The following is a 26,089-nucleotide window of genomic DNA, read 5'->3' on the forward strand; positions in this document are numbered from 1 at the left end:
TTAACCAGCACCGACCCCGACACAGGTGATACCTTTACTTATAGTTTAGTCACGGGTACAGGTTCAACAGATAACACCGCCTTCGCTATTGTTGGCAACCAACTCAACATCAACGCCTCCCCCAACTTTGAAGCCAAGTCCAGTTATGCTATCCGAGTACGGACTACCGATCAGGGGGGACTAACTTACGAAACCCCATTGACGGTTACTGTTAATAACCTCAACGAAACTCCTACAGCCCTAGTCCTCAGCAGTACCAGCATTAACGAAAACGTCGCAGCTAATAGCGCAGTCGGTACCTTCACCAGCACTGACCCCGACACCGGAAATACCTTTACTTATAGTTTAGTCACGGGTACAGGCTCAACAGATAACACCGCCTTCGCTATTGTTGGCAACCAACTCAACATCGTTGCATCCCCCAACTTTGAAGCCAAGTCCAGTTATGCTATCCGAGTACGGACTACCGATCAGGGGGGACTAACTTACGAAACCCCATTGACGGTTACTGTTAATAACCTCAACGAAACTCCTACAGCCTTAGCCCTCAGCAATAGCACCATTAACGAAAACGTCGCAGCTAATAGCACCGTCGGTACCTTCACCAGCACTGACCCCGACACCGGAAATACCTTTACTTATAGTTTAGTCACGGGTACAGGCTCAACAGATAACACCGCCTTCGCTATTGTTGGCAACCAACTCAACATCAACGCCTCCCCCAACTTTGAAGCCAAGTCCAGTTATGCTATCCGAGTACGGACTACCGATCAGGGGGGACTAACTTACGAAACCCCATTGACGGTTACTGTTAATAACCTCAACGAAACTCCTACAGCCTTAGCCCTCAGCAATAGCACCATTAACGAAAACGTCGCAGCTAATAGCACCGTCGGTACCTTCACCAGCACTGACCCCGACACCGGAAATACCTTTACTTATAGTTTAGTCACGGGTACAGGCTCAACAGATAACACCGCCTTCGCTATTGTTGGCAACCAACTCAACATCAACGCCTCCCCCAACTTTGAAGCCAAGTCCAGTTATGCTATCCGAGTACGGACTACCGATCAGGGGGGACTAACTTACGAAACCCCATTGACGGTTACTGTTAATAACCTCAACGAAACTCCTACAGCCTTAGCCCTCAGCAATAGCACCATTAACGAAAACGTCGCAGCTAATAGCACCGTCGGTACCTTCACCAGCACTGACCCCGACACCGGAAATACCTTTACTTATAGTTTAGTCACGGGTACAGGCTCAACAGATAACACCGCCTTCGCTATTGTTGGCAACCAACTCAACATCAACGCCTCCCCCAACTTTGAAGCCAAGTCCAGTTATGCTATCCGAGTACGGACTACCGATCAGGGGGGACTAACTTACGAAACCCCATTGACGGTTACTGTTAATAACCTCAACGAAACTCCTACAGCCTTAGCCCTCAGCAATAGCACCATTAACGAAAACGTCGCAGCTAATAGCACCGTCGGTACCTTCACCAGCACTGACCCCGACACCGGAAATACCTTTACTTATAGTTTAGTCACGGGTACAGGCTCAACAGATAACACCGCCTTCGCTATTGTTGGCAACCAACTCAACATCAACGCCTCCCCCAACTTTGAAGCCAAGTCCAGTTATGCTATCCGAGTACGGACTACCGATCAGGGGGGACTAACTTACGAAACCCCATTGACGGTTACTGTTAATAACCTCAACGAAACTCCTACAGCCTTAGCCCTCAGCAATAGCACCATTAACGAAAACGTCGCAGCTAATAGCACCGTCGGTACCTTCACCAGCACTGACCCCGACACCGGAAATACCTTTACTTATAGTTTAGTCACGGGTACAGGCTCAACAGATAACACCGCCTTCGCTATTGTTGGCAACCAACTCAACATCAACGCCTCCCCCAACTTTGAAGCCAAGTCCAGTTATGCTATCCGAGTACGGACTACCGATCAGGGGGGACTAACTTACGAAACCCCATTGACGGTTACTGTTAATAACCTCAACGAAACTCCTACAGCCTTAGCCCTCAGCAATAGCACCATTAACGAAAACGTCGCAGCTAATAGCACCGTCGGTACCTTCACCAGCACTGACCCCGACACCGGAAATACCTTTACTTATAGTTTAGTCACGGGTACAGGCTCAACAGATAACACCGCCTTCGCTATTGTTGGCAACCAACTCAACATCAACGCCTCCCCCAACTTTGAAGCCAAGTCCAGTTATGCTATCCGAGTACGGACTACCGATCAGGGGGGACTAACTTACGAAGCCCCATTGACGGTTACTGTTGCTAATGTTAATGAAACTCCTACAGCCCTAGCCCTCAGCAGTACCAGCATTAACGAAAACGTCGCTGCTAATAGCGCCGTCGGGACATTAACCAGCACCGATCTGGATGTCGGTGATACCTTTACTTATAGTTTAGTCACGGGTACGGGAGATACTGATAACACCGCCTTTACCCTTGTGGGTGACCAACTGAAAATCAACGCTTCCCCTGACTTTGAAACTAAGTCCAGTTACAGTATCCGACTGAAAACCACTGATGCTGCGGGACTGACTTTCGAGAAGGCATTGACAGTTAATATTAATAATCTCGCCGACCAAACCCCTACTAATCTCACTCTCAGCAGTAACAACATTGATGAAAACGTGGCTGCTAATAGCATCGTTGGGACATTAACCAGCACCGATCTGGATGTCGGTGATACCTTTACTTATAGTTTAGTCACGGGTACGGGAGATACTGATAACACCGCCTTTACCCTTGTGGGTGACCAACTGAAAATCAACGCTTCCCCTGACTTTGAAACTAAGTCCAGTTACAGTATCCGACTGAAAACCACTGATGCTGCGGGACTGACTTTCGAGAAGGCATTGACAGTTAATATTAATAACCTTAACGAAAAGTTAGTCTCCCTCACACCCAATAACGACATTTTCAATGGGACTGCTAGTGCCGACCAAATCGACGCTTTAGCAGGCAGCGATCGCATCTACGGTGAGGGCGGAAACGATACCATCGATGGTGGCGAGGGCAACGATATCCTCTACGGTGGTGATGATGATGATTTGCTGCACGGTGGCAATGGCAGTGATCGCCTTTATGGTGATGCAGGTAATGATCAACTTTATGGTGATGCGGGTAACGATATCCTCTATGGCGGCGACGGTGACAATCTCCTTGATGGCGGAGCGGGTAGCGATCAAATTTATGGTAACACCGGGATTGATACTTTTGTTCTAGCTGCTGGAATGGGTCAGGATCTGATCAACGGTTTTGAAGATGGCAAAGATAAAATCCGATTAGATGGTGGTTTGACTTTTGCCGATTTAAACATTACCACAAGTGGCACTTCTACCTTAATTAAAGTGTTAGCAAGTGGAGTAACTCTTGCTTCTTTAATTAACGTAAATTCAACCCTGATTGGGTCGGCTGATTTTATTTAATGTAGACTAGAAAACCGAAAGTTCGTTGATTTCTTTATAGTCTTAGACCCCCCTAGCACCCTTGGAAAAGGGAGATTTAGGGGGATCTAATCTCAAGGTGTAATCGGGGTTTAAAAACTGTTAACTCATTTCTATAATTTCCAGCGAGTGAGGACACTCACACTACCACAAAATACTCTAATTAACAGTCCTCTAATTCCTAATTTATTTTAACTTTTAAGTCAGGATGTTTTAATTGTAAAAAATTTGATATTAGAATTTGTTACTGTATTTACTATTATATCAACCCTCGATTTAATTGATTTATAATCATGAACTTTCCCCGAATAATTCTTAACTTTGATCCCCGTATTTCCACAACATACAACCGTACTATTTCCCTCGGTTTAACTATCTTTAGTATTGCAAGTGCAGCCCCAATTTTTGCACAGACCGAATCCAATTTACCCAACAATAACCCAGATCAAAATGCCTCAGAGATCAGGGTTCCCGAGTTTCCAGAAGCCCTCTCCTTGTCACAAACACTCCACTGGTCTCATTCTGCTATAGACCTGCAACCTTTATCACAAAATTTATCACAAAATTTAAGCACGGAACCCAACCCCAAAGAACTATTTTTAAATAAAAAGTCTAAAGGTTTAACTACCTCCCCCGACCCCAATTATATTATCCCACCGCGCATTGATCCTAAAGAAAAAATCAACCCAGGAACGACAACGTTACCGCTTAATGATATTCCCATTAGTCACTTAACAGAATGGCAATTGAGTGCTTTACAAGCCTTTGCTGAGACTACAAACAGCGATATTTTTTTTAATGGTACGCTCAAAATTCAGAATCGAGTTATTGAGAGTTTAACCCGCGATAATATTTATACCGTAGATCAAAAAGGAAGTTATTTTCAATTGCGAACTGTTCCCTTAGAAAGAACCATTACCACCACAACCATTGAGCCCCAAACCATGACGGGTTTAGAACTACAAATGAGTTTAACCGGGGCTTGTATTTTTTCGGGAACGACCCCTAATCAACAATGTACTTATATGCCTGGTTTAGTAATTGATCGCAATAGTATTGATCCCAAATTTTTTGTCCCCACTCGCGTTTTTCAAACCTCGACCGTGGGGGAAGTTCTCAAATCAGAAACCTTAGCTTTTGTCGAGCGTCCCGGCTTTCAAGGAGGAACAAGTAGTCAACCCATTGGCGTAGATTTTTATTTTCCAAATACGGGTGCTTTCCCCGGAAATAGTCAATCTCAAGAAACAGATTTTCAGCGAAAAGAAGAAATTAATTATACCCTTGTTGGGACATTTTCCAGGGTGCGTCAAGTCATTAAAGCCAATGATACAGAAGCTGTTTTAGGGAGAACTATTCGAGGATTTACTCTATTTTTTGATGACGAAAATCGCTGGAATAATACGATAATTCAAGCTGGGGCGCAATTGTTACCCGATGTCATTCCTGATTTAGAAGGCAGTGAAAAGCCGGCTAATCCTAATATTAATCTTAACTTATTTTTTGCTGCTAATAATACTCGTTTACCCAGTAGTAGTTTTACTATTTATTCCGCCGGACTTGGACGTGCCGAAAGTTTAACTTCTAATATTACTAATTTAAGCCAAATTCCCAGAGCAAATTATCATAGTCTTTGGTTCGGTCTTTCTCCCGTTATTAAACGCAACTTTGAAGATAGTCAATTTTTTTACCAGCCCACAGGCCCACAATTTACCCTTGCCAATGCGGGTGCAGAAGGTGGGGCAAATACGGATGTTCAGTTAATCTCTGCAGTGAATCAAGATACCTATTCAACGGCGAATCTACAAAATTTTTATGCTCAAGTTTATTTAGGTTTTTTCCAACAAAATGTTAACTTAGTGACGGAAAATATCTATCGAGAAAAAATGGGTTATTATCCCCATTTAAGCTTTACAGGAGATTGGACAGGTAGCCAATATATTCTCCGATATTATACGGGTATTATTGCGTCAGAAGAAGTTAAACCTTATCTGGGTACTGATTATACCAGAAACACGGTTAACGGTTGGAATTTTCGGGGTGGTGCAATTGGTTATATTAATCCCGATCAGGATTATTATAGTCAAGTTTGGGGTGGTGTCGCCAAAATAATTAGCTTTAGTAAAAGTGCTAATTTAACTTTATCATCGGGATTCAATTATGCTATCGATCGGGATACAACGATTGGTGATGTTGTTAGTATTTCACCCGCGAGTGAAGTTGCCGTTGCTGCGCGCTTAAATTGGGGAATTGTTTTTATTGGTTTAAGTAACTATTTTGGCGGTATTCTTCCTAATTCCTACGATAATCGCTTACTTGCTGAATGCAGTATCAGTCCGACCAAAACCCTGACTCTCTCTGGTTATATCGCACCCATTGATGAAACTTCTAATCGTTCTCTCTATGGTGCGGGTATCATTTGGCAATTCAAAAACCAGTATAACAGTCCCACTTTATCCTTTAATTGGCAAAATCAACAATATGATTATGGGAATGATGTTTTCGGGAATAAATTATTAGTTAATGATAATATTTTTACGGTGTTATTTCGAGTCGGTCATCCGGGTAACCCATTCCAGTCGGGGCGCGAAGCTCAGGGCAAGAATTAATCAAGTTTAAGTCCCATTTAAACAATAATCCCACGCCAAAAAAATCCGTATAGCGTGGGAAAAGTTATAAAAAATTGCAATAGCAAAAAAACGTTAAACCAAAACCGGAATAATCTGAGATTCTTCCGGGAAATAAGGACAACTCAACTGAGGGTTTAAGCCACTTCGTCAGCCACCCCTGAAACTAACTCTTTGAAGGCTTTACCCGCCGAAAATACCGGAACAGTGGTCGCCGGAATGGTCATGGGTGCACCCGTACTTGGGTTACGACCCTCACGGGCTTTACGTTCTCTGGCTTCAAAGGAACCAAAACCTACCAAAGTCACTTTTTCCCCATCCGCCACCGCTTCCATGATGGACTCACAAATGGCTGAAACAATTAAATCCGCTTGTTTTTTAGTCACACCAGCTTTAATGGCCGTGGCTTGAACCAGTTGTTCTTTATTCATCTGATATGAACCTCATAAATTATGTGAGCAAGTCTGCAAATAGTGAACTACTCACCGCTAACCTGGAGTACCAGGCAGAGCGGAAGTTTCTGTACTTACACCGCGAGTGCCTCAAGACAGACTTGCGTCCCCCTTTTGGTCTTACCTCCCCTCAACCAGCATCAAACGGCTGAACCATCCGTCTTTAACATTCTGATGCCTTCTGCTCTGATATTGATCGCTGCGTTTCCATCTCGGTCGTGATCGGTACCACAATGGGGACAAGTCCATTCACGAACATCCAACGGCATCTCACTCACCTGGTTACAGGTAGAGCGGGGGACTTGCCGGCGGTGTAAGTTAAGGCTGATGGCAGTGCTAGCACAACCCCATCAGCAATTGGCAAGCCCAGAAAGCCTCAACCACCTTAACCCTAAGTAAAGTTGGTGTTTTTGGGTTCTCCGTCGGTAAAGCCCGAGTGGATGATGGGAAGTCATCCTGACAGAACACCAATTTACCGCTTTTGTAGAGATTAGCATTGATTTGAGGGAGTTTTGACACTCTTACGAATAGAATTTGAGAGATTTAAAGCCCAAGTAGAAGGACGGGGCTTGATAGCCTATTTTTGGGCGACAATAGAATAGACCCTAGACTGGAAAAGATCAAATATGACGGCTGAAGAACTTTTGATGGCTTATGCCTCTGGAAAGCGGGATTTTCGGGATACAGACCTATTTCGGGCTGATTTTAATAATGCTGACTTGAGTGGAGCCAGCCTATTTCGATGTCACCTGTTTCGGGCTAACTTATTTCGGGCTAACTTGATTGGGGTGAATTTATACAATGCCGATCTCGTTGGTGCTAACCTCTACTGTGCTAATTTAAGTGGGGCTAACCTGAGTGGGGCTAATTTGACGCGGGCGGATTTAACCGGGGCTAACCTGAGTGGAGCCGACTTAAGTGGGGCGGACTTGAGTGGAGCCACTTTATCCCTGGCAAATTTGAGTTATGCTGATCTGAGTCGAGCCACTTTATTAAAAGTCGATTTGGTGGAAGCGAATTTGAATCATGGGAATCTCAAAGGAGCTAATTTGAAAGATGCTAATTTCACGGATTCAACGGTTCAGGACGCTAATTTTACGGGTGCAATTAATATAAGTTTAGATTTACTCAGTTACCTGCAACAGCAGGGGGCAATTCTATCGAAATCGGAGCTTTCGGTGACTCAGTGCTAGACCCTTGAACGTGCGGACTTGGCTTCCGCACCCAGCCCCTCAAAATCGTGGCAATATTCGGTGTGGCTTCTTAATCCCCCCAATGCTCTCTATCGCGCGCTATACGACCTTGGAACCAACTCCCCACTTAGTCTTACATACCGAAGGTGGTAATCGCTATTTACCACTGATGGGTAAAAATTACTGGACATTGGGTCGCAGTGAGGACAATACTTTTGTCGTCAAAGACCGATGGATGTCTCGTAACCATGCCATGTTACAACGCATGGAAAATGGAGAGTTTTTTTTAATTGATTTAGGGAGTCGAAATGGTTCCTTTGTCAATGGTCGGCGGGTGACAATTCCGGTTACCCTTCATAATGGAGATCATATTGTTTTCGGACAAATGGAATTAGAATTCTATTGTCCTGATGTCACCCAAGAAACTGACCCTTCCGAACCTGAATCGGAAGATTTTACCGCTACATTAACGGTTCGCCGTTTGATATCAGTCATGGTGATGGATATTCGGGATTTTACCGTATTAACCCGACAATTAGATGAACGGATTTTATCAGAAGTGATCGGTCGTTGGTTTCGTCACGCCGGACAAATTATTCGAGAAAATGGCAGTTGGGTAGATAAATATATTGGAGATGCGATTATGGCGGTTTGGTTTCATGGAACCCAAGGAGTCACTCCCCAAGAAATGTTAAAAATTGCTAACGCATTAAGTCAATTACATAAAATTACAATAGAACTGAGTAATCATTATCCCTTGCCTTTCCCGTTGCGAGTCGGTGCTGGAATTAATACCGGATATGCCATGGTCGGTAATACTGGAAGCGGTGGTACTGCTGATTATACAGCTTTGGGAGATACGGTAAATGCAGCCTTTCGTTTAGAATCTTCGACCAAAGAAATTGGTATGGATATTGCATTAGGAGAAACTACCTATAAATATCTATCCCAGGCTTGTCCTCAACAAAATTTTCAACAATATACTGTTAATCTTAAAGGCTATGATACCCCTACAATTACCTATGGGGGAACTTTTGCCAATTTAGATGAGTTTTTGGAACCGAAATCATAATCTTGTAAAGTGTATAATATTAAATCAGAATATTTTACCTACTTGATCATGAAACTTGCCACCGACATCAAAATTCCCTTCCCTCGTCCCCTAGTTTTTAGTACCTACAGAGACAATTTAATGGATGTGGTCAACTCATTACCCAATAAAAATGATGTTAAATTAGTCTCTCATCGAGTAGAAGCCGATACGGTTTATACTGTTTATGATTGGCAATCGGATGAAGATATTCCCGCCCTGATTGAAAATATATTAAAACAGGATAAACTCCGTTGGACAGAATACGACACTTGGAATAATCAAGATTTTACCTTAGATTGGAAAATTCAAACCCAAATTTTTACAGAAGCATTCCAATGTTCAGGAAAAAATACCTTTTTAGAGGATAAAAATAATACCATAATTCAAACCCGAGGCGAAATTCAACTAGACCCGAACAAAATAGATGGAGTTCCCGATTTTCTCAAGACTCAATTAGCCAGTTTGTTTGAACAAATCCTAGGAAGTAAACTCGAACCCAATTTAATTGATATGGGGAAAGGAGTACAAAAATATTTAGAAAAACACAAATAATAGGTCTAGGGTGGGTGAGTTTCTAGTCGTTTTTTAATCAAGATAACAGAATCACCCACTTTAGAAAAACAAAAATCAACGATAATGTGTCTACCTTCGGAGCACTTTCTAATTTTTAGAATACTCGGAGAATTGCAAGTTGTTAAGGGCGATCGCAGATACACAGATTACTCTATATCAAAAGCATTTCACTGCGCTGGCACAAAATCATAACCAGTACCAGAACGAGAGTTTTCGTCCCCAATAATTTTCACGAGTTGAATTGGGGCGTTACGATCGCCTGTTGGCAAAAAGGTCACGACTCCAGAAGCACCTTGAACAGAAAAGTTGGGCGATGAAAGCGCTTTTTGCACCCCACTGCGAGTGGGATTTTCCTGTAAAGCAGCAATTAATGCTTTAGTTGCATCATAAGCCATTGCGGTGCGCCAGTTAACGTCTGCACCCCAAAGGCGATCAGCATCTGTAGTAAACTTTTCTTGCAAATTTGCTTCTCTATGCCAAGGAATTGCTAGTACCATGCCCATAACATTTTCTTTACCTACTTTTAATGTATCAATATGGTAAGCACTGTCTCCTCCTAAAAGTGGTAGTCTTCCCTGGTTTACTTGCACTACTTGTAAAGATTGATTGCGTGTCTTCTCATTGGGCAATAAAGTAATGACTTCTGCTCCCTGACTAATTGCCGCGTCTACGTTAGCTTTAGGGCTAAAAGATGTATTACCCAAGTCAAATTCTGCTACCACATTGCCATTATTTTGAGCCAAATTTTTTGTAAACTCATTTTTTATTGATTGGCTATAGTTACTAGAAGAATTAAAGAAAATAGCAGTTTTTTGTAGTCCTGATTTATTAGTCAGGTAGTTGCCAAGAGCTTGACCAGCTAATTGATCGCTTGGTACTGTGCGAAAGATATAATTGCCTAAGCTAGAAAGTTTAACTGAAGTGCTAGTCGGCGAAATCATCGGAAATTTGGGTAGAAACCCCGTCCTTTTAGGACGGCTTTATATTTAGAGGTTTTCGCTATATACTAGAGGAATAGTGAAACACCTGAGAAGATGTACGCCACTCAAAAGAACCAACTTAGACGACTTAGCCAGCAGGAATTTAACGCCCTGACTGTTTTGTGTCGTTTGAGCAAGAATCTTTTTAATGTGGCTTTGTATGAATGTAGGCAGTATTTCTTTACTCAAAGAAAGCGACTGACCTATGAATCTAACTACCATATTTGCAAGTCTAATGAGAACTATCGGCTTCTTAATACCGATATTGCTCAACAGACAATGAAGGTGGTAGATAGAAGTATGCGGTCTTTCTTGGGACTTCTTCAAGCCATCAGTATAGGACGCTGTGAACAAAAACCACAACTGCCTAAATACTTGCCCAAAGATGGTTATTTCCCTTTGATTATTCCGAGAATTAAAGTTAAAAATGGGGTGTTTAATATCCCCATGTCTCAACAATTTAAACAGGAATATGGGGAAGTGAAAATCCCACTCCCAGAAAGACTGAAAGACAAGAAGATTAAGGAGGTACGAATACATCCGAAATACTCGGCTCGATGGTTTGAGATTGAGTATATTTATGAAGATGAAAAAATCGAAACATCTGTTGATTCCGAAAAAGCGATAGCTATTGACTTGGGGGTTAATAATCTGGCAGCTTGTTTTGACACTGATGGGCATCAATTTTTGATTGATGGCAAAAGACTTAAAAGCATTAATCACTGGTATAACAAGCGTAACGCCCAGCTTCAATCTGCCAAAGACAAGCAAGGGATAAAAGGGATCACAAATAAACAGGCACGACTTAATCAAAAGCGGAATGACTCTATTCGAGATTATTTGAATAAATCGGCTCGAATAATAATCGACCATTGTTTGACTTATCAAATTGGTAAATTGATAGTTGGTTACAATCCGGGTATCAAGCAAGAGATTAATATCGGACGTTCTAATAATCAAAACTTTGTCCAGATTCCTTTTTGGCAGTTGAGACAAAAACTTAAAGCTTTGTGTTGTCGATACGGAATTGAGTATGGTGAACAAGAGGAATCTTACTCCTCTAAGGCTAGTTTTTATGACCAAGATGAGATCCCTATTTACAATGCCGATAATCCCAGTAAACAGAAGTTTTCTGGTAGAAGGATTAACAGAGGATTGTATAGAACAAAGGATAGACATCTGGTTTCTGCCGATATTAATGGTAGTGCCAATATTTTGGTTAAAAGTAAGCACAGACTTGATTTTGAGCGAGTGTCTAGCGGGTTTTTGGCTAACCCTTTAAGGATTTACGTCTCTTAAGAATCCCCGCCGTTTTACGGCGCGGGAGTGTCAATTACCAAGAAATTCGGGAAGATGGTCTCCTTGAAGGTCTCCAACAAGGAGTCCAACAAGGAAGACAACGGGAGGCGATGTCATTTGTTACTCGCTTAGTGACTCGACGAGTCGGTGCGATCGCTCCTACAATACAAGAACAAATTCAGACCCTATCTGTAGAACAATTAGAGGATTTAGGGGAAGCACTTCTGGATTTTTCAGAAGCAACGGATTTAGAAAATTGGTTGAATCAAAGTCAGCCTTAATGAGTACAATAGAGGTTCATCTGTTTAAAACTTCACCTAATACTTTAAGGACATTTAACCCATGACCGTTGATGAAGTTCTTGCGATCGCAGAAGTTGTCCTTGATGGGGAATGCTTAAACGACGTGCGAGAGCTAATATTTAGACAATGTTGGGAAGGTAGATGCTCCTATGAGGAAATTGCTAAACTTTCCAAGTATGATGATGAATACATAAAATCCATTGCTGCTAAACTAGTGTTGGGTTTTGTTGTCACTCAACCCAACCAAATATTAAGAAATAATCTAAGAAGGAATTTTAACAGTTTCCCCTAATAAACTCGACATTCGTGCTGCCTCAGCAACTTTCAGGGTAGATAAACTGGCTTCTGGGCTAACATAAAGGGGCGTTCCTTCATAGAGACAATCTAAAACCATCTGAGTATCTTTAACAAATAATCCCCGACGGGAAGCCACCTCAATATTTTGAACAGTATCCTTTTGAATCAGTTGACCCTTTTCGGGAGTAAAAATTAACGTTCCCTGTTCACCATAGAGGGTAAAAGTGTTATCAGACTGCCAAAAAACTTCTCCTTTTCCATAAACAGACTCTCCCAGGATGCCATTATTAAAAGTTAACCTAGCATTACATAAACAGGCTTTGTAGAGATCCGGTTCAATATCCCAATATTGGACTTGACAATTGACACTAGCTACTGTCCCAAATAAATCGGTAAATCTGTGCAAACGGGACAAAGCCCCAGTTATCGGAAAACCAAATAAAGAGGGCTGATATGTCCATTTAGCCGGGGCTGGATTTTGGGGGTTAATAGTGACATAACGAACATAGAACACTTGACCAATGGCCTCCAGGGACGCTTTGATAGCATTGTGCATTCCTCCCAACAGTTCAAGATGTTCGACATGGAGGAGTTTATTTTTCTCTTGCGCCAGGGCAATTAAAGATTCTGCGTCCTGGGGATCTAAACTCAGGGGATATTCAACGACAACGTGTTTATCCTGTTCTAAAGCATAACGAGCAATCTTGCCATGATCTCGATTTACCGTGCAAATGATTACCAGATCAATATCTGGCCGTTCGACTAAATCAGCCCAGGATGCAGATACCGTAACATCAAATTCTTGACTAAAGGCAATTGTGGAGGCCGGGGTATTACCCGCAATGGCCACAAGCTGCGATCGCAGATCGGCAATTAGAGCCGCCGCCCGCATTTTCGCCACATATCCACTGCCAACAATTCCCACTCGTAGAGGATGGGAAACCTTACTAACAGAAGAAAATAAAAATCGACTCATGATATCAGGGTTAGGGACAAGGGTGCTAGATATAAGTAATCAAGATGCAATTAGAAAAATTTATAATAAATCCCATTCTAAATCTAGGTTGACAAGGTTTTACAACTTCGGCTTTTTCTCCTAATATCGAGATGTGAAAAAAATCTGTGATGCAGGCAAAAGCCCATTAATGCTTTTGGTTTGTATAAGGGATTTTTATATTTTTATCGAAATTAACGAGAGGAACACTACATGGCTAGTTATAAAGTCACATTGAGAACTCCAGACGGCGAGAAAACCATTGAAGTCGCTGATGATGTTTATATTTTGGATGCGGCGGTAGACGACGAAGGTATTGATTTGCCCTATTCCTGTCGTTCGGGTTCTTGCTCATCCTGTGCAGGTAAACTTGTTTCCGGTACAGTCAACCAAGACGATCAGAATTTCTTAGAGGATGACCAAATCGCAGCAGGATACGTTTTGACCTGCGTGGCCTACCCCACTTCTGATGTTGTGATCGAAACCCACAAAGAAGATGAGGTGGAAGCCTAGTCATTTGCGTGTTCGTTCAAAGTTCAACGGTGATGGTTATTATCGGCGTTGAGCTTTGAATTCATCAGGGATTGACGGGCTGAAGTTCGGTTTTTGGGAATTAAGAGTTTAGTTACTCACTACCCTAACTTCGCCTGTTGATCCGATTCCCAACCCAAGTCTTATATAAGGAATCAAGATGTAATTGGAAAAATTTATAATAAATCCCATTGTAAATCTGGATTGATCAGGTTTTACAACATCGGCTTTTTCTCGTAATATCAGAGGGGAAGAAAATTCCACGATGCAAACAAAGCCTAATCAAGCTTTTGCTTGCTATCAGGGGTTTTTAGAGTTTTTATCGAAATTCGTGAGAGGATCACTACATGACTGCTGATGCTACTGCTATTTACAAAGTCACACTGAAAACACTAGAAGGCGACACCATAACTGAAAATACGATTGAAGTCCCCGATGATGAGTACATTTTAGATGTAGCAGAAGAAGCCGGACTGGAACTACCGTCTTCTTGTCGTTCAGGTGCTTGTTCTACCTGTGCGGGTAAAATTGAATCGGGTACTGTTGACCAATCGGATCAGTCTTTCTTGGATGATGACCAAATCAAAGACGGATATGTTTTAACCTGCGTTGCCTACCCGACTTCTGATTCCGTGATCTGGACGAACAAGGAAGATGAATTATATTAATTGAGGTTTGACACTCCCTGTGCCTAAAGGCGTGGGGATTCTTTGTTCATAGAGCTAACTTAAAGGTTTACAATAAAAAGCCGTCGTAGAAGGGTTTTAAACCCATTTTTCCGATAATCATTATCACCTATTTAGCTCTTTATTTCTGTTTAAGTCCCACTAAGCGTTATGGCCACTGCTATATCAACGGCGTTGAACTCTAAATTTTTTTTAATTCTCCGACAGCAGGGATGAATTTAAAGGTTGCAGTTGGGTTCCTGGGAAGTAAAAGTTTAAAATTTGTTCACTTGACCATCCTAATTTAGCCAGATGATAAGATCCTGTCTGACTCATTCCTACTCCATGTCCGAAACCACCTCCAACAAAAACATAACCTTTAAGGGTTTTATTGGGATTGTAAACGGGATCAATATAAAATAAAGTGCTAATCGGGGGTAAAAATGCACTTTGAATTTCATCTTTAGCAATTTCTAACACCCCTTGATCTGTCGTTACTGTCATTTTCAATATCCGCCCGGTTTGCGATCGCTTTACAATCTCAACCTTTTGAACTTTCTTAAAATTAGCTTGAGGCAAATTGCGCCGTTTTAAGTAAGATCGCAATTGTTCTGCAATGGCTTCTAAAGTAGCTTCTTCCCGCCAACGAAAATCAAGTTCTCCGGTTTCATTAAATCCGGTTTTTAGATTGATAAACTTTCTAAAATTAGGTTCGGAAGCTAAATTTTGTTGAGATAAATCCCAAATTTTATTCGGGGCATCAATTACCCCTAGCAAATAGGGCCGGGGTTCTCCATTCCAAATATCATTATAATTTGCCGTGACTCCCCCACTGGCGGAAAAATACACCGCATCTGTCAAGGTATTGTTATGGGTTAAAACTAAACCCTTAGTCACCTCAATAGCTTGATCCGTACTCCCATAAACTTCCGTTAGTCCTCGATAAACTTGACAGTCTGTATTAGCACAAAGATGATAATTGTCCGCTTCAAACCGTTGTAGGTTTCGCAAGGCGTAGGTTCGCGCTAGAACAGCCTGGGCTTCGATGGAGGCTGCCGGGGGCCAAGCCCCAATTTCATGGGGCACGACGCCCCGCAAATAGGTCTCTAACGGCACGTTATTAACCAGGGTATAGGTTCCATAAGCGTCGGGTTGTAGTCGCAAACTCCCCCCATAGACCAGAGGTTCGGGGTCATTGGTTTTTTGACTAACTTGAATCACATTCTGGGGACTGGTAATCTCCAGTTGATTGCGGTTATAGCGATATCCGGCTGCCGTCCAATAGGGGGTACGTTTTTGGGTGAGAATTTGGGTTTCCAATTGGGGCAGTTTATGGCCTTGGGCTTGTAAACTATCGATTAACCACCGTCGCAACAGGGGGGTATTATAAACACTGCGTTTGGCCCAAACTTGCCAGCGATCTGGTTGGGCTAATTCCACTTCTAAACCCAGCGATCGCCATTGTTGAGCATCTTCTTCGGCATTTTCATAGCTGCGGTGGGTACTCAAAACCACTCTTTCTTCGACTTCTGGTTCCAGGAGGGGTTCAACGCCCATTTTCAGGAGCACACTCTCAGTCTGGAGTTGTTTTTCCCCTTGGGGCGTCTGAAATTGCAGGGTTAAGTAGTCTCCCGGTTGGGCTTTGAGAATTAATTGATCACTGGGTTTATCCCCAAAGTGTTGCACTACACCGATTTTTAATGTCGGGTTGAAGTCTTGATCTTGGGGTTTTTGTTCTTGGGCACTGGTGGGAGTGGGGGAGAGGATCAAAAAGCATAATATACTGAATACCTTTGGAGGGAAAAATAATATCATCTTAGCCATATTAATTACTGCTATAGTTGTTGATTGAGTTATTCTTCTTCAGGTGATTCTTGATCGGAAAAAACAGCTTCTATATTGCGATAACCACTGACTATCCGAACAATTTCTACACCATTTGAAATCGGGCGATAAAATATTAAATAGTCTTCTACTGGAAATCGTCGTAGACCTTCTGATAGTTCATTGCAGCTTTGTCCCATGTTAGGAAAATCCGCTAAACGTTTAAATTGTTGTTGGATTTTTTCATTAATTTGTCTAACTGCTACGGGACTAAAACGGGTGAGGTAGTTGTTGATTTCTCTTAAGTCTTGCTTGGCTGGAAGTGTAATTAAATATCGGCTCATGATATTACTTCCTCTGCTTGAAGTTCAGCTTCCATCCGTTGCAAATCGGCTTCTAATTCAGCAAAAACTTCTTCCCCATCAAATACCTCACCTCGTTCTGAAGCTGCAATTCCCTCTTGAATTTTAGCTTTTAATTTGGCTAACTTAGCTTCCCGAATGCGATCGCGTTGATCTAATAACATTAAGGCTTCCCCAATGACGTCACTGACAGAAGCATAGCGACCGCTATTAACTTTATCCTGAATAAACTCTGTTAAGTGCTTCGTTAATGGAATTTGCATGGTTTAAATATCCTGAAGTTGTCTTGACCATCAATTTATATTTTAATCGTTTTTTAGGATAACTGCAAATAAAATCCGGCTATCTTTGGGAGACAAAATCAAGAAAACCGGATTCAATTAATACTAACCTATTAAGGATTAATTAATAGGGGTTTTTTGTCGCGATCCCATCCATCGGGGAAAACCATTTTCATCGCGTAATTGTAAGGTTTGATTTCCTTTTTTAATCTCTCCAACAATTAAATTGGGTTGTCCTCCCCAGTCAACTCGTGTTCCCGTAACTTCTACGGTGTCATTGGGTTTAATTTGAAAGTTTTGTTGTTCTAAATACCACACGGGGGCAACATGAAGCCCGAGGGTTTCTGTATTCGTTTTCATCAATAAATACATACCGTGAGGCATTTGATTTCCTCGATTTTCTGGTTGTATTTCTAATATCGTTCCTTGAACTGTTTCTACATGACTAGGATCATACATCATCCCAGAATATCGCCCTTTTCCTCCTGAACGATTTCCCCTTCCACCTTGACCCATCATCGGATGATTTTGTCCCATAAGTTGTTGACAGGGGGGATAAAAATTATTGCCATTTGTAGGAGTAGGTTGGGGAGAATTTGAGTTAGACTGTGCAAATAAAGGTGGGGAATAATTCAGGGAAATAAAAGCAATCCCCGTGGCAATTATAACCCCTTTAACTTGAGTTTTAGATAAATTAGTTTTCATGGTTCAGTCCTCCTGGTGAATAATTAACCAGTTTTGCTGATAGATATATGATAAAGTATCCTGTAAGTGGAGAGTCTAGTTAAGTTGATAAAACTTTATAAAAAACAGCAAATCTTCATCAGATTAAGATTCGAGATTGTTCAGTTAAAGGAATACCAATTCCCGATAAGCCTGGTAATAACCAATCAAAAATAACTAAAGTGTATTGTGTCCATTGATTTTCCAAATAATCCCAAGCTTCCATCTCATCCTGAACCCAATCTACAATATATGCTTTTTGGGTTAATATTCATTTAATGGCTTCCCCTAAATTGGGTTCATCTTCCACTAGCAAAATTCTCATGGTTTAAAATCCCTAAAAGGATATAAAATTTCTTCCAGTATAACCCACAAGAACAGTGCTATGATTCGACGACGTTCAACTCCTTGGATTCATCAACAATCGAGATTTATCATTGCTAGTGTAGCTGCTTTTGGTGCAGTGATTGCCGCCTATTTAACCTTTGTCAAACTGACAGGAGGAAGTGCGGCTTGTCCGACAACAGGTTGTGATCAAGTTCTGGAAAGTCCTTATGCCATTGTTTTTGGTTTACCTCTACCTCTGTTTGGGTTGGTAGCTTATATTATCATGGCAGGCATGGCAGTTTCCCCTTGGTTAATTAATTCTGAAACCCAAAAAAAATTAAGAATAAAAACAGAAGATTGGACATGGCTATTGATGTTTGCTCAAGCATCTGCCATGATGATTTTCAGTTTTTATCTGATGTATATAATGGCATTTGTCATTAAATCCTTGTGTATCTATTGTACTGCTTCTGCAATTTGTTCTATTAGTTTATTCGTTTTAGCTTTATTAGGTAAAGATTGGGAAGATCGAGGTCAAATATTTTTTATTGCGGTAGTAGTAGCAATGATTACTTTAATTGGAACCTTAGCGGTATATGCTCCCATTAATAGCCCTCGTGCCGAAAAAAGCACATTTCAAATTACAACTACCTCTGACCCCGCTAATATTGAACTGGCGGAATATTTAACCCAGTCTGGAGCAAAAATGTATGGAGCTTTTTGGTGTGGTCACTGCCATGATCAAAAGCAATTATTTGGTCAACAAGCAGTGGATAAACTGCCTTATATTGAGTGTGACAAGGAAGGTAAAAATCCTCAACTTGATTTGTGTAAAGCCAAGAATATTGAATCTTATCCTACTTGGGAAGTTAAGGGTCAGATGTATGCAGGAGTTCAGAGTTTAGAAAAGTTAGCAAAGGTTTCAGAATATAAGGGATCTCGGACTTTTGGTGTTCGTTAATAGACTCTCAAAACCTAACCCCAAATCAAGTAGAGACGTGCCAAGCGCGAATTGTGCCGTTAGACTGTTGGCGCGTCTTTACAAGAGTCCCTATCGGGGAAAAAAGCACTCAATATTCAGATCAAATTGCTACTTGAGGACTCTTGTAGCATTGAAAATTGCCAGTAGCGCCACTCCCACATCGGCAAATACTGCCTCCCACAAGGTGGCAATTCCGATCGCACCCAAAACAATGAATAATCCTTTAATCGCCATCGCCAATACAATATTTTGCACGACAATTTTGCGAGTCTTTTTAGCGACTTGAATCGCCTCTGCTACTTTAGACGGGGCATCGGTCATAATCACCACATCAGCCGTCTCAATAGCCGCATCTGACCCTAATCCTCCCATTGCTATACCCACATCGGCTCTAGCAATTACAGGAGCATCATTGATACCATCGCCCACAAATGCAACTTTGCCTTTTCCGGCTCCACTCAGCAACTTCTCGATCGCCTCTACTTTTCCTTCGGGTAACAATTCAGCAATATAGGAATCTAAACCCAGACTTTCTGCTACGCTTTTAGCAACAGCCCGGTTGTCACCCGTAAGCATCATAATTCGCTCGACTCCCACCCTTTTAAGATCTTGAATTACCTTAATCGCATCGTCCTTAATTTCATCTGCAATTAAAATGTAGCCCCCATAGCATCCATCAATCGCAACATGAACAACAGTACCCTCTAAATTGCAGGTATCGTGATCAATATTTTCTCGATGCAAGAGACGATCATTCCCTGCCAAAACCACTTGATTTTTCACTTTTGCCCGAATACCATGACCCGCAATTTCTTCGTAGTCCGTTACATCCCCGTCATCAATAAGTTGACCGTATGCTTCTCGAATTGACTGTGCTACTGGGTGGTGAGAATGAGATTCCGCTTTGGCTGCCAACTTCAGTAATTCCGACTCAGAAAAACCGTTTTGAGTTACAATTCTCGTCACTTTAAACACACCTTTGGTCAAGGTTCCAGTTTTATCAAAAACAACGGTTTTAACAGCAGTCAAGGTATCCAAAAACGTCGAACCTTTGACCAGAATTCCTCGTTTGGCAGCACCTCCAACACCACCAAAATAGCCCAAGGGAATACTAATCACCAATCCACAGGGGCAGGAAATAACCAGTAAAATTAGGGCGCGGTAAACCCATTCTGTGGAAGTTGCACCGGGAATAAACAGGGGGGGTAAAAGGGCTACAGCTAAAGATAAAACGACTACAACGGGGGTATAGTAGCGGGCAAATTGGGTAATAAATTTCTCGGTTTCTGCTTTCTTGCTGGTAGCATTTTCAACGAGATCGAGAATTTTGACAATCGAAGATTCCCCAAAAGGTTTGGTAACTTGAATCGTTAAAACACCACTTTGGTTAATCGTCCCTGCTAAGACAACCTCTCCAACTTTCACCCGGCGCGGAACAGATTCTCCAGTTAATGCTGAAGTATCAATCTGAGAATTACCTTCGATAATTTCACCATCTAAGGGAATCTTTTCTCCGGGTTTGACTAGAATAATATCTCCCACGTTGACGGTTTCTGGGGAGACTTGTTTGACTATTCCATTAACTTTTAGATTGGCAGTGTCCGGGCGAATTTCCAGCAGAGATTTGATCGTGCGGCGAGAGTGACCCACAGAGTATTCTTGAAACAATTCTCCGATTCGGAAAAACAGCATGACGGCGACCGCCTCCGGGAGTTGATGAATGGCGATCGCTCCTACCGTCGCAATGGTCATCAAGAAGTTCTCATCAAACACCTGTCCCCTGAGAATATTCCGTCCAGCCGTTTTCAACACCGACCAACCACTCAGTAAATAAGCGGGGATGAATACGGCATATTCACCCAAGCTGTAGGGCGTATTATGCAGGGGTTTCTCAAAAACTATTCCTAAAACAAGTAATGTGATTACTGCCAACACCGAGGGAAGTTCCCGTTTTAGGTTAAACTCCCCTGAACCGTGATTATGCTCGTGGTTATGGTCATGGTAGTGAGTCTCTAAATGAGATTCTGGGCTGATGATGGTGAAGCCCAGAGAGATGACGCGATCGCAGATTTCCTGTTCATTCACCTGCTTTGGGTCATACATCACCCTTAAGCGTTCCGTCGCAACACTGACGGATATTTCTGCCACACCTGGTATTTTCCCAACACCTACTTCGATCTTAGTGGCACAGCTACCGCAATCCATACCGCCGATCTGCATCTGTTGAGTTTTAAGGGAAGGAGTCTGAGTCATTGCTCATTTGCTGAATAGATCGTAATTACCAGCATTGTAATCCAATTCATGAAATATATGAGCAGTTGTTCAGTTATTAAAATGATTCTCATTCTATGTTTATACTGAAGGTGTATGAACAAACCCAACCCTTTACAAAAGTCACTATCCCAGGAGTCGGACGCACCAAGTTGTGAGTCTCACCTGGTCAATTTAGACAACGTGCGCTCCTTACAGCCAGAAATCTTGCCACTTGAGGAAGCACAGCGCATGGCGGAATTTTTTGGCGTACTTGCCGATCCGAGCCGTCTGCGTCTCCTCTCTTGCTTGGCAAAGCAGGAGTTATGTGTTTGTGACTTAGCGGCTAGCTTAAGGATCAGTGAATCTGCCGTTTCTCATCAGTTGCGCCTCCTGCGAACCTTGCGCTTGGTTAAGCATCGCAAAGAGGGTCGTAACGTCTATTACAGCTTGGCAGATAGGCACGTTATCAATCTGTACCGTGAAGTTGCAGAACATCTAGGTGGGACAAAATAACCCTAAGTAAATTAGTGATGTTTACCTCAAATTTACTAATCAGATATTCTGACACCTGCCCCGACAATCCAATCTAATAAAATAGGATTAACTAATTCTGGGGCTTCATCTTGGGGACAATGACCCACACCTTCTAATCGAATAAATTGTTTTACCGTCGAATAGTGTTGAAATTGTTCAGCAATTTCTATCGGTTCCCAAGGGTCATTCGTTCCCCATAATATTATCGCTAAACAGGGTAATTTTGGCAATAAATCCTCCGGCAATGGCCCTTGGGAATAGCGAGTAAAGGCGGCGAAAACCTCAACCGCTCCTTGATCTTGGGCAGGTTTTAATAACATTTCTACTAATTCATCCGTAACAGCTTCATCCCGTTTATAGGCTTGTAATAATACTTTTTTAACGGTTTTTGGGGTAGCTAAAAGATTAAAAAAAAATTGATTAAACCAGGAATACTTTAATAACTCCTGAACCACACTGGAGCCATAATTTCGATACCAAGGAAGTTCGGAGCGTTTGCGATCGTGTAATAATCTTAAAGAACAGTTTAATAAAGCAATTTCTCGAACAATATCAGGATAATCAATAGCCGCCTGCATCACTGCAATACAACCAATGGAATTTCCTACTAAAAACGCAGATTCTTGAACAATTTCTCGACAAAAATCAGCGATTTGTTCTCCCCAAGTTTCAAAGGTATAACCCATTTCTGGACTCGGTTTCGGTTTCGCTGACCCCCCAAACCCAATTAAATCTAAAGCAAAGACTCGACAATGTTTTGCCAATTCAGGAATATTTTTTCGCCAATGACCCCAAGATGCCCCAAACCCATGAATTAAAACCACCGCCGGGCCATTATTACCTTCGCTGACATAACAAATCGGGTATCCTTTCCAAATCCAAGTTTGTGGTACAGATGAAGTAGTTAACATGAGTTTAAGGGAATAGGGATCACGGATTTAAGAGGATTTCACGGATTTTAATTTGTGTTAATCTGCGTCATCTTTTTAAATGCGTGATCGGTAATGGGTAAGGGGATTGATTTTTTAACTGTTATAATAATAGCAATAAATTATTCTATTTTCTAATTCTGTGTCAAAATTAAAAGTTGTTAGTTTCCTAAATTAAAATGACATCAACTCTCCCTCAGACTACGACTATAGACTTTCTGGGTTCGGAAATTGTCCCGGAATATGAAACCGCTAAGGTTGTGATTTTACCGATTCCCTATGAAGCCACAACCAGCTATAGAAAAGGATGCGAGAACGGCCCTGATGCGCTGTTAGAGGCTTCCCATCAGTTAGAATGTTATGATGAAGAACTAGACAGGGAAATCTGTTTTGATGCGGGAATTTTTACCCATGCTCCGATTGCAGATACTCGCCATGGAAAGACAGTTTCAGACACAGAAATGTTGCGGGTAACCCAAGAAACCCTCCAGTCTTTAATTGAACAGAAAAAATTTGTGATTTCCATTGGGGGAGAACACAGTATTACCGAAGGAGTGGTACAGGGATATCGTCAAGTCTATCAAGAATCTTTTACTGTAGTTCAAATTGATGCCCATGGGGACTTAAGGCATGAATATCAGGATACAATTCATAGTCATGCCTGTGTTATGCGTCGAATTGTGAATATGGGATTACCGACGGTACAAGTGGGAATTAGAGCCATTTGTCAAGAGGAAGCTGACTTAATTAAAGAGAAAAATTTAACGGTTTTTCGGGCGAGAGAAATGGCATTTAATCTGGATTGGATTGAAAAAGCGATCGCCAGTATTCCCACCGAAAAAGTCTTTTTAACTATTGATGTTGATGGCATTGATCCGAGTTTAATTCCTGGGGTGGGAACTCCCGAACCCGGGGGATTAAATTGGTATTCTACCCTAACCTTTTTACGCCGTCTATTTGAATCTAAAGATGTAATTGGGTGTGATGTAATGGAACTAGCTCCCGTGGTTGATTCAGTGGTTTCTGAATTTACCGTTGCTAAATTAACCTATAAATTAATTGGCTATCAAACTTTAGCCAAAGGATGGATTAAGGATTAAAAATTAAGGTTTGATGGTTGAGGGTTGAGGGGAGCCAAAGCGGGTGAGCTTCAGCCCAAAATCCCTAATAATAGCAGTCGCGCAACCCTGATATTTGACAAAGACCGATCTAGTAAACCAGACGATGAAGTCTTCTACCTCTAGTTGCTTTTCCCTGCTACACCTTAAGCGATTGACACCGTTGATGAATCAAACAGATAGTCCGTTTCCACCAAATCCCAAGCTTTACCATCTAATGCCATTTGTTCAATTAAACTGGCCAGACGTAAGGCTTTTAAGGCTTGTTCTCCACCCACGGATGGTTGATTTCCACCCCGAACACAACTGACAAAATGTTCTAATTCAGCGTGTAGGGGTTCAATATTACTGGTATGAACTTTTTGAATTAACCCATCTTGACGATAGAGAACTTGACCATAATCCGTAACATAATTAGCCGTGGTTTGTCGATGAATTAAAATTTCATTATTGAGAAAATCGGCTTCAGTTAAGGAATTTTTGCAATGGGCAACAATAGAACGTAATTTGCGATGGGTGACTTTACTGCTAATTAAATTGGCGATCACGCCATTAGCAAAACCAAGGGTAGCGGTCACATAATCTAAATAGCCAGAGTCCGAAGCCCGACTACCACTAGCCGTTAATTTAACAACGGGAGCAGCCACTAGATCTAACATCAAATCAATATCATGAATCATTAGATCTAAGACCACCGAAACATCATTAGCTCGGTTAGAATAGGGACTCATCCGACGGGCTTCTAAGGCTAAAACTTCCTCCGTTTTTAAAACTTTACTAAATTCTTGAAAAGCGGGATTAAACCGTTCAATATGACCCACTTGCAAAATTCGTTGATAATCCGCCGCCGCATTGACTAATAATTCAGCCTCACCAATACTTGCAGCAATGGGTTTTTCAATTAAGACATGAACCCCGGCTTGTAAACAGGCCATCCCCACAGGATAGTGTAACCGGGTGGGAACTGCGATACAAACGGCATCTACTAAGGGTAAAAGGTCTCGATAATCTTCAAAAAACCTCACTCGGTACTTACTCGCCGTATCGAGTCCCCGTTCAACACTGAGGTCGGAAACTCCCACAAGTTCCACGTCCTTAAGCATACTCAAAACCCGGGTATGATGCTGCCCCATATTACCGACACCGATCACACCAACTTGAATCGGGTCAAGGTAATTTCTTCCAGCCATAGCATTTGAATATCCAAGGGACATCCTATTTTGCACTCCTCTACTCTCCTCCACCACAGAAATTAAGCCCATAGGCTGTCCATCAGCAGTGTAAATCCATCCAGATACTATCACAGCCTTGGATTTTGTAAAGAAATTTTAATTAGGGGTGGGCGGTTGGGGTTTGAGCCAGGAAGGACGCACTCCCCCTGCCTCCCCTACTCCCCCTGCTTACCACCCAATATTGTCTTTACTTATTGTTACAAAAAGAGATTTTTCTGAAAATGGTATTTACTAAAGATCCAGTTTATTTTATAATTTGTTTAGCTTTAATCCAAAATTAATGCCTAACCCCTCCTTAATTGAGTCAAAGGTTAGGGAAATTTCAGCGATGAAATTAATAACAGGGTTAAGTATAAATCAAGAATTCACCCTGTAAAAAAACTAGGTATTTATCATGACAGTTAGCTCATCTACACCAAAAAGGGGGGATGCTGGGAAGCGAACCAGTGGAACAGCAAACTCAAATCAAGATAATAAAACTGAAGCGGATCAGCTTAAAGTAGATTCTGTTGAAAACGAACCAACCCCAAATATGAGCCAAGAAACCAAGTTAGATATTGTGGACAAACCTGCAAAAAAAGGCTCTGAAGCCAATACTGCACCCACTCAAATTCAAGTCGCTTCAATGGCGACATTTATGAATCGTCCAATTGAACATAGCCATCTTGAAATTTCAGGAATGCTGTCACCAAGACGTCCTATTTTTAAAGCGAATAGTGCTAGTAATGTAGCCTTTATTCATTTAGAAGATGCGGTGGGAGCTTTAGCTAATCGCCCCATTGAAGTCAGTCATTTACAAATTACTTCAATGATCATGAACCGTCCTATTGCCACTAATGATGTTGATGATCCCTTCACTTTAATGGGATTTCTGGATTAAACACCAAATTGAATCATTTTTCATAGAAATCGGGTTTCTGAACCAAGGCTTATGTTTTAATTCATGAGTTAGATAGTGGAAATCCGATTTATTTTGTAAGGAAAGTTGGGCAGGTTTAGAAAGGTTATGGGTGGGAAGCATAGATTTTT

Annotated in this window: 25 protein-coding genes and 1 pseudogene; 14 read left to right on the plus strand and 12 right to left on the minus strand. The window is 41.7% G+C overall.

Features of this window, described 5'->3' with window-relative positions; translation table 11 throughout:
• Both PL11201_RS25865 and PL11201_RS06180 read left to right on the plus strand, forming a co-directional pair.
• A partial coding sequence (locus tag PL11201_RS25865) for a beta strand repeat-containing protein (RefSeq protein ID WP_369821830.1) occupies positions 1–3,474 on the plus strand: 3,474 nt, incomplete at its 5' end.
• A gap of 311 nt (positions 3,475–3,785) precedes the next feature.
• A complete protein-coding gene (locus tag PL11201_RS06180; RefSeq protein WP_234996624.1) occupies positions 3,786–6,098 on the plus strand; it encodes a hypothetical protein in 2,313 nt (770 codons plus the stop codon).
• 155 nt (positions 6,099–6,253) lie between these two features.
• Here PL11201_RS06180 and PL11201_RS06185 read toward each other — a convergent pair whose 3' ends face one another.
• Both PL11201_RS06185 and PL11201_RS26750 read right to left on the minus strand, forming a co-directional pair.
• Complete coding sequence (locus tag PL11201_RS06185; RefSeq protein WP_079677707.1) at positions 6,254–6,547, minus strand: HU family DNA-binding protein; 294 nt, start codon at positions 6,545–6,547, stop codon at positions 6,254–6,256.
• 161 nt (positions 6,548–6,708) lie between these two features.
• On the minus strand, positions 6,709–6,831 hold the full coding sequence (locus PL11201_RS26750) for a zinc ribbon domain-containing protein (RefSeq protein WP_369821831.1): 123 nt from the start codon (positions 6,829–6,831) through the stop codon (positions 6,709–6,711).
• A gap of 363 nt (positions 6,832–7,194) precedes the next feature.
• Here PL11201_RS26750 and PL11201_RS06195 point away from each other — a divergent pair, with 363 nt between their 5' ends.
• From PL11201_RS06195 to PL11201_RS06205, 3 genes are all read left to right on the plus strand, one after another.
• Positions 7,195–7,761 carry a pentapeptide repeat-containing protein gene (locus PL11201_RS06195; RefSeq protein WP_079677708.1) on the plus strand — a complete coding sequence of 189 codons (567 nt, stop codon included), beginning with the start codon at positions 7,195–7,197 and terminating at the stop codon, positions 7,759–7,761.
• Positions 7,762–7,843: 82 nt separating this feature from the next.
• On the plus strand, positions 7,844–8,833 hold the full coding sequence (locus PL11201_RS06200; protein ID WP_079677709.1) for an adenylate/guanylate cyclase domain-containing protein: 990 nt from the start codon (positions 7,844–7,846) through the stop codon (positions 8,831–8,833).
• 48 nt (positions 8,834–8,881) lie between these two features.
• Positions 8,882–9,406: a hypothetical protein gene (locus tag PL11201_RS06205; RefSeq protein WP_144017679.1), complete on the plus strand. Its 525-nt coding sequence runs from the start codon at positions 8,882–8,884 to the stop codon at positions 9,404–9,406.
• 188 nt (positions 9,407–9,594) lie between these two features.
• Here the strand turns inward: PL11201_RS06205 and PL11201_RS06210 are convergent, their stop codons facing one another.
• On the minus strand, positions 9,595–10,368 hold the full coding sequence (locus PL11201_RS06210; protein WP_079677711.1) for an ABC transporter substrate-binding protein: 774 nt from the start codon (positions 10,366–10,368) through the stop codon (positions 9,595–9,597).
• Positions 10,369–10,461: 93 nt separating this feature from the next.
• Here PL11201_RS06210 and PL11201_RS06215 point away from each other — a divergent pair, with 93 nt between their 5' ends.
• From PL11201_RS06215 to PL11201_RS06225, 3 genes are all read left to right on the plus strand, one after another.
• Positions 10,462–11,706: an RNA-guided endonuclease InsQ/TnpB family protein gene (locus tag PL11201_RS06215; protein WP_079677712.1), complete on the plus strand. Its 1,245-nt coding sequence runs from the start codon at positions 10,462–10,464 to the stop codon at positions 11,704–11,706.
• 44 nt (positions 11,707–11,750) lie between these two features.
• Positions 11,751–11,987 carry a DUF4351 domain-containing protein gene (locus PL11201_RS27030; RefSeq protein ID WP_255377557.1) on the plus strand — a complete coding sequence of 79 codons (237 nt, stop codon included), beginning with the start codon at positions 11,751–11,753 and terminating at the stop codon, positions 11,985–11,987.
• Positions 11,988–12,048: 61 nt separating this feature from the next.
• A complete protein-coding gene (locus PL11201_RS06225) occupies positions 12,049–12,300 on the plus strand; it encodes a hypothetical protein (protein ID WP_079677714.1) in 252 nt (83 codons plus the stop codon).
• Here PL11201_RS06225 and PL11201_RS06230 read toward each other — a convergent pair.
• Complete coding sequence (locus PL11201_RS06230) at positions 12,271–13,281, minus strand: Gfo/Idh/MocA family protein (protein WP_079677715.1); 1,011 nt, start codon at positions 13,279–13,281, stop codon at positions 12,271–12,273. The two genes, PL11201_RS06225 and PL11201_RS06230, sit on opposite strands and share 30 nt — an antisense overlap.
• A 231-nt stretch (positions 13,282–13,512) precedes the next feature.
• Between PL11201_RS06230 and PL11201_RS06235 the strand changes: the two genes are divergently transcribed.
• Positions 13,513–13,812 (plus strand): 2Fe-2S iron-sulfur cluster-binding protein, encoded by a 300-nt coding sequence (locus PL11201_RS06235; protein WP_079677716.1) that lies wholly within the window; start codon positions 13,513–13,515, stop codon positions 13,810–13,812.
• A gap of 365 nt (positions 13,813–14,177) precedes the next feature.
• The gene (locus tag PL11201_RS06240; protein WP_079677717.1) at positions 14,178–14,498 is read left to right on the plus strand and encodes a ferredoxin; all 321 of its coding nucleotides are present in this window, start codon (positions 14,178–14,180) and stop codon (positions 14,496–14,498) included.
• A 210-nt stretch (positions 14,499–14,708) separates the two neighbouring features.
• On the opposite strand, the gene PL11201_RS06245 is transcribed toward PL11201_RS06240, so the two are convergent.
• The 5 genes and pseudogenes from PL11201_RS06245 to PL11201_RS06265 all read right to left on the minus strand — a co-directional run.
• Positions 14,709–16,319 carry a SpoIID/LytB domain-containing protein gene (locus tag PL11201_RS06245; RefSeq protein ID WP_079677718.1) on the minus strand — a complete coding sequence of 537 codons (1,611 nt, stop codon included), beginning with the start codon at positions 16,317–16,319 and terminating at the stop codon, positions 14,709–14,711.
• Between the two features lie 29 nt (positions 16,320–16,348).
• Positions 16,349–16,663 carry a type II toxin-antitoxin system RelE/ParE family toxin gene (locus PL11201_RS06250; RefSeq protein WP_079677719.1) on the minus strand — a complete coding sequence of 105 codons (315 nt, stop codon included), beginning with the start codon at positions 16,661–16,663 and terminating at the stop codon, positions 16,349–16,351.
• Positions 16,660–16,944 (minus strand): type II toxin-antitoxin system ParD family antitoxin, encoded by a 285-nt coding sequence (locus PL11201_RS06255; RefSeq protein WP_079677720.1) that lies wholly within the window; start codon positions 16,942–16,944, stop codon positions 16,660–16,662. Before PL11201_RS06255 ends, PL11201_RS06250 begins: the two co-directional genes overlap by 4 nt.
• Positions 16,945–17,082: 138 nt before the next feature.
• A complete protein-coding gene (locus tag PL11201_RS06260; RefSeq protein ID WP_079677721.1) occupies positions 17,083–17,667 on the minus strand; it encodes a hypothetical protein in 585 nt (194 codons plus the stop codon).
• 157 nt (positions 17,668–17,824) lie between these two features.
• A pseudogene (locus tag PL11201_RS06265) lies at positions 17,825–17,956 on the minus strand (DNA-binding response regulator); the annotation flags it as partial.
• 114 nt (positions 17,957–18,070) lie between these two features.
• Between PL11201_RS06265 and PL11201_RS06270 the strand changes: the two are divergent.
• Entirely contained in the window at positions 18,071–18,973 is a 903-nt protein-coding gene (locus PL11201_RS06270; RefSeq protein WP_079677722.1) for a vitamin K epoxide reductase family protein, read from the plus strand.
• A 129-nt stretch (positions 18,974–19,102) separates the two neighbouring features.
• Here the strand turns inward: PL11201_RS06270 and PL11201_RS06275 are convergent, their stop codons facing one another.
• A complete protein-coding gene (locus PL11201_RS06275) occupies positions 19,103–21,247 on the minus strand; it encodes a heavy metal translocating P-type ATPase (RefSeq protein ID WP_079677723.1) in 2,145 nt (714 codons plus the stop codon).
• A 114-nt stretch (positions 21,248–21,361) separates the two neighbouring features.
• Between PL11201_RS06275 and PL11201_RS06280 the strand changes: the two genes are divergently transcribed.
• A complete protein-coding gene (locus PL11201_RS06280; RefSeq protein ID WP_079677724.1) occupies positions 21,362–21,760 on the plus strand; it encodes an ArsR/SmtB family transcription factor in 399 nt (132 codons plus the stop codon).
• 35 nt (positions 21,761–21,795) lie between these two features.
• Here PL11201_RS06280 and PL11201_RS06285 read toward each other — a convergent pair whose 3' ends face one another.
• Complete coding sequence (locus PL11201_RS06285; RefSeq protein ID WP_079677725.1) at positions 21,796–22,692, minus strand: alpha/beta fold hydrolase; 897 nt, start codon at positions 22,690–22,692, stop codon at positions 21,796–21,798.
• 197 nt (positions 22,693–22,889) lie between these two features.
• On the opposite strand from PL11201_RS06285, the gene speB reads away from it, so the two are divergent.
• Positions 22,890–23,810 carry an agmatinase gene (speB, locus tag PL11201_RS06290; RefSeq protein WP_079677726.1) on the plus strand — a complete coding sequence of 307 codons (921 nt, stop codon included), beginning with the start codon at positions 22,890–22,892 and terminating at the stop codon, positions 23,808–23,810.
• A 164-nt stretch (positions 23,811–23,974) separates the two neighbouring features.
• Here the strand turns inward: speB and PL11201_RS06295 are convergent, their stop codons facing one another.
• Positions 23,975–25,042 (minus strand): Gfo/Idh/MocA family protein, encoded by a 1,068-nt coding sequence (locus PL11201_RS06295; protein ID WP_079677980.1) that lies wholly within the window; start codon positions 25,040–25,042, stop codon positions 23,975–23,977.
• A 412-nt stretch (positions 25,043–25,454) separates the two neighbouring features.
• Between PL11201_RS06295 and PL11201_RS06300 the strand changes: the two genes are divergently transcribed.
• Positions 25,455–25,940: a hypothetical protein gene (locus PL11201_RS06300; RefSeq protein WP_079677727.1), complete on the plus strand. Its 486-nt coding sequence runs from the start codon at positions 25,455–25,457 to the stop codon at positions 25,938–25,940.
• Positions 25,941–26,089 lie beyond the last annotated feature (149 nt).

This window comes from Planktothrix sp. PCC 11201 (assembly GCF_900009135.1).
Lineage (GTDB): Bacteria > Cyanobacteriota > Cyanobacteriia > Cyanobacteriales > Microcoleaceae > Planktothrix.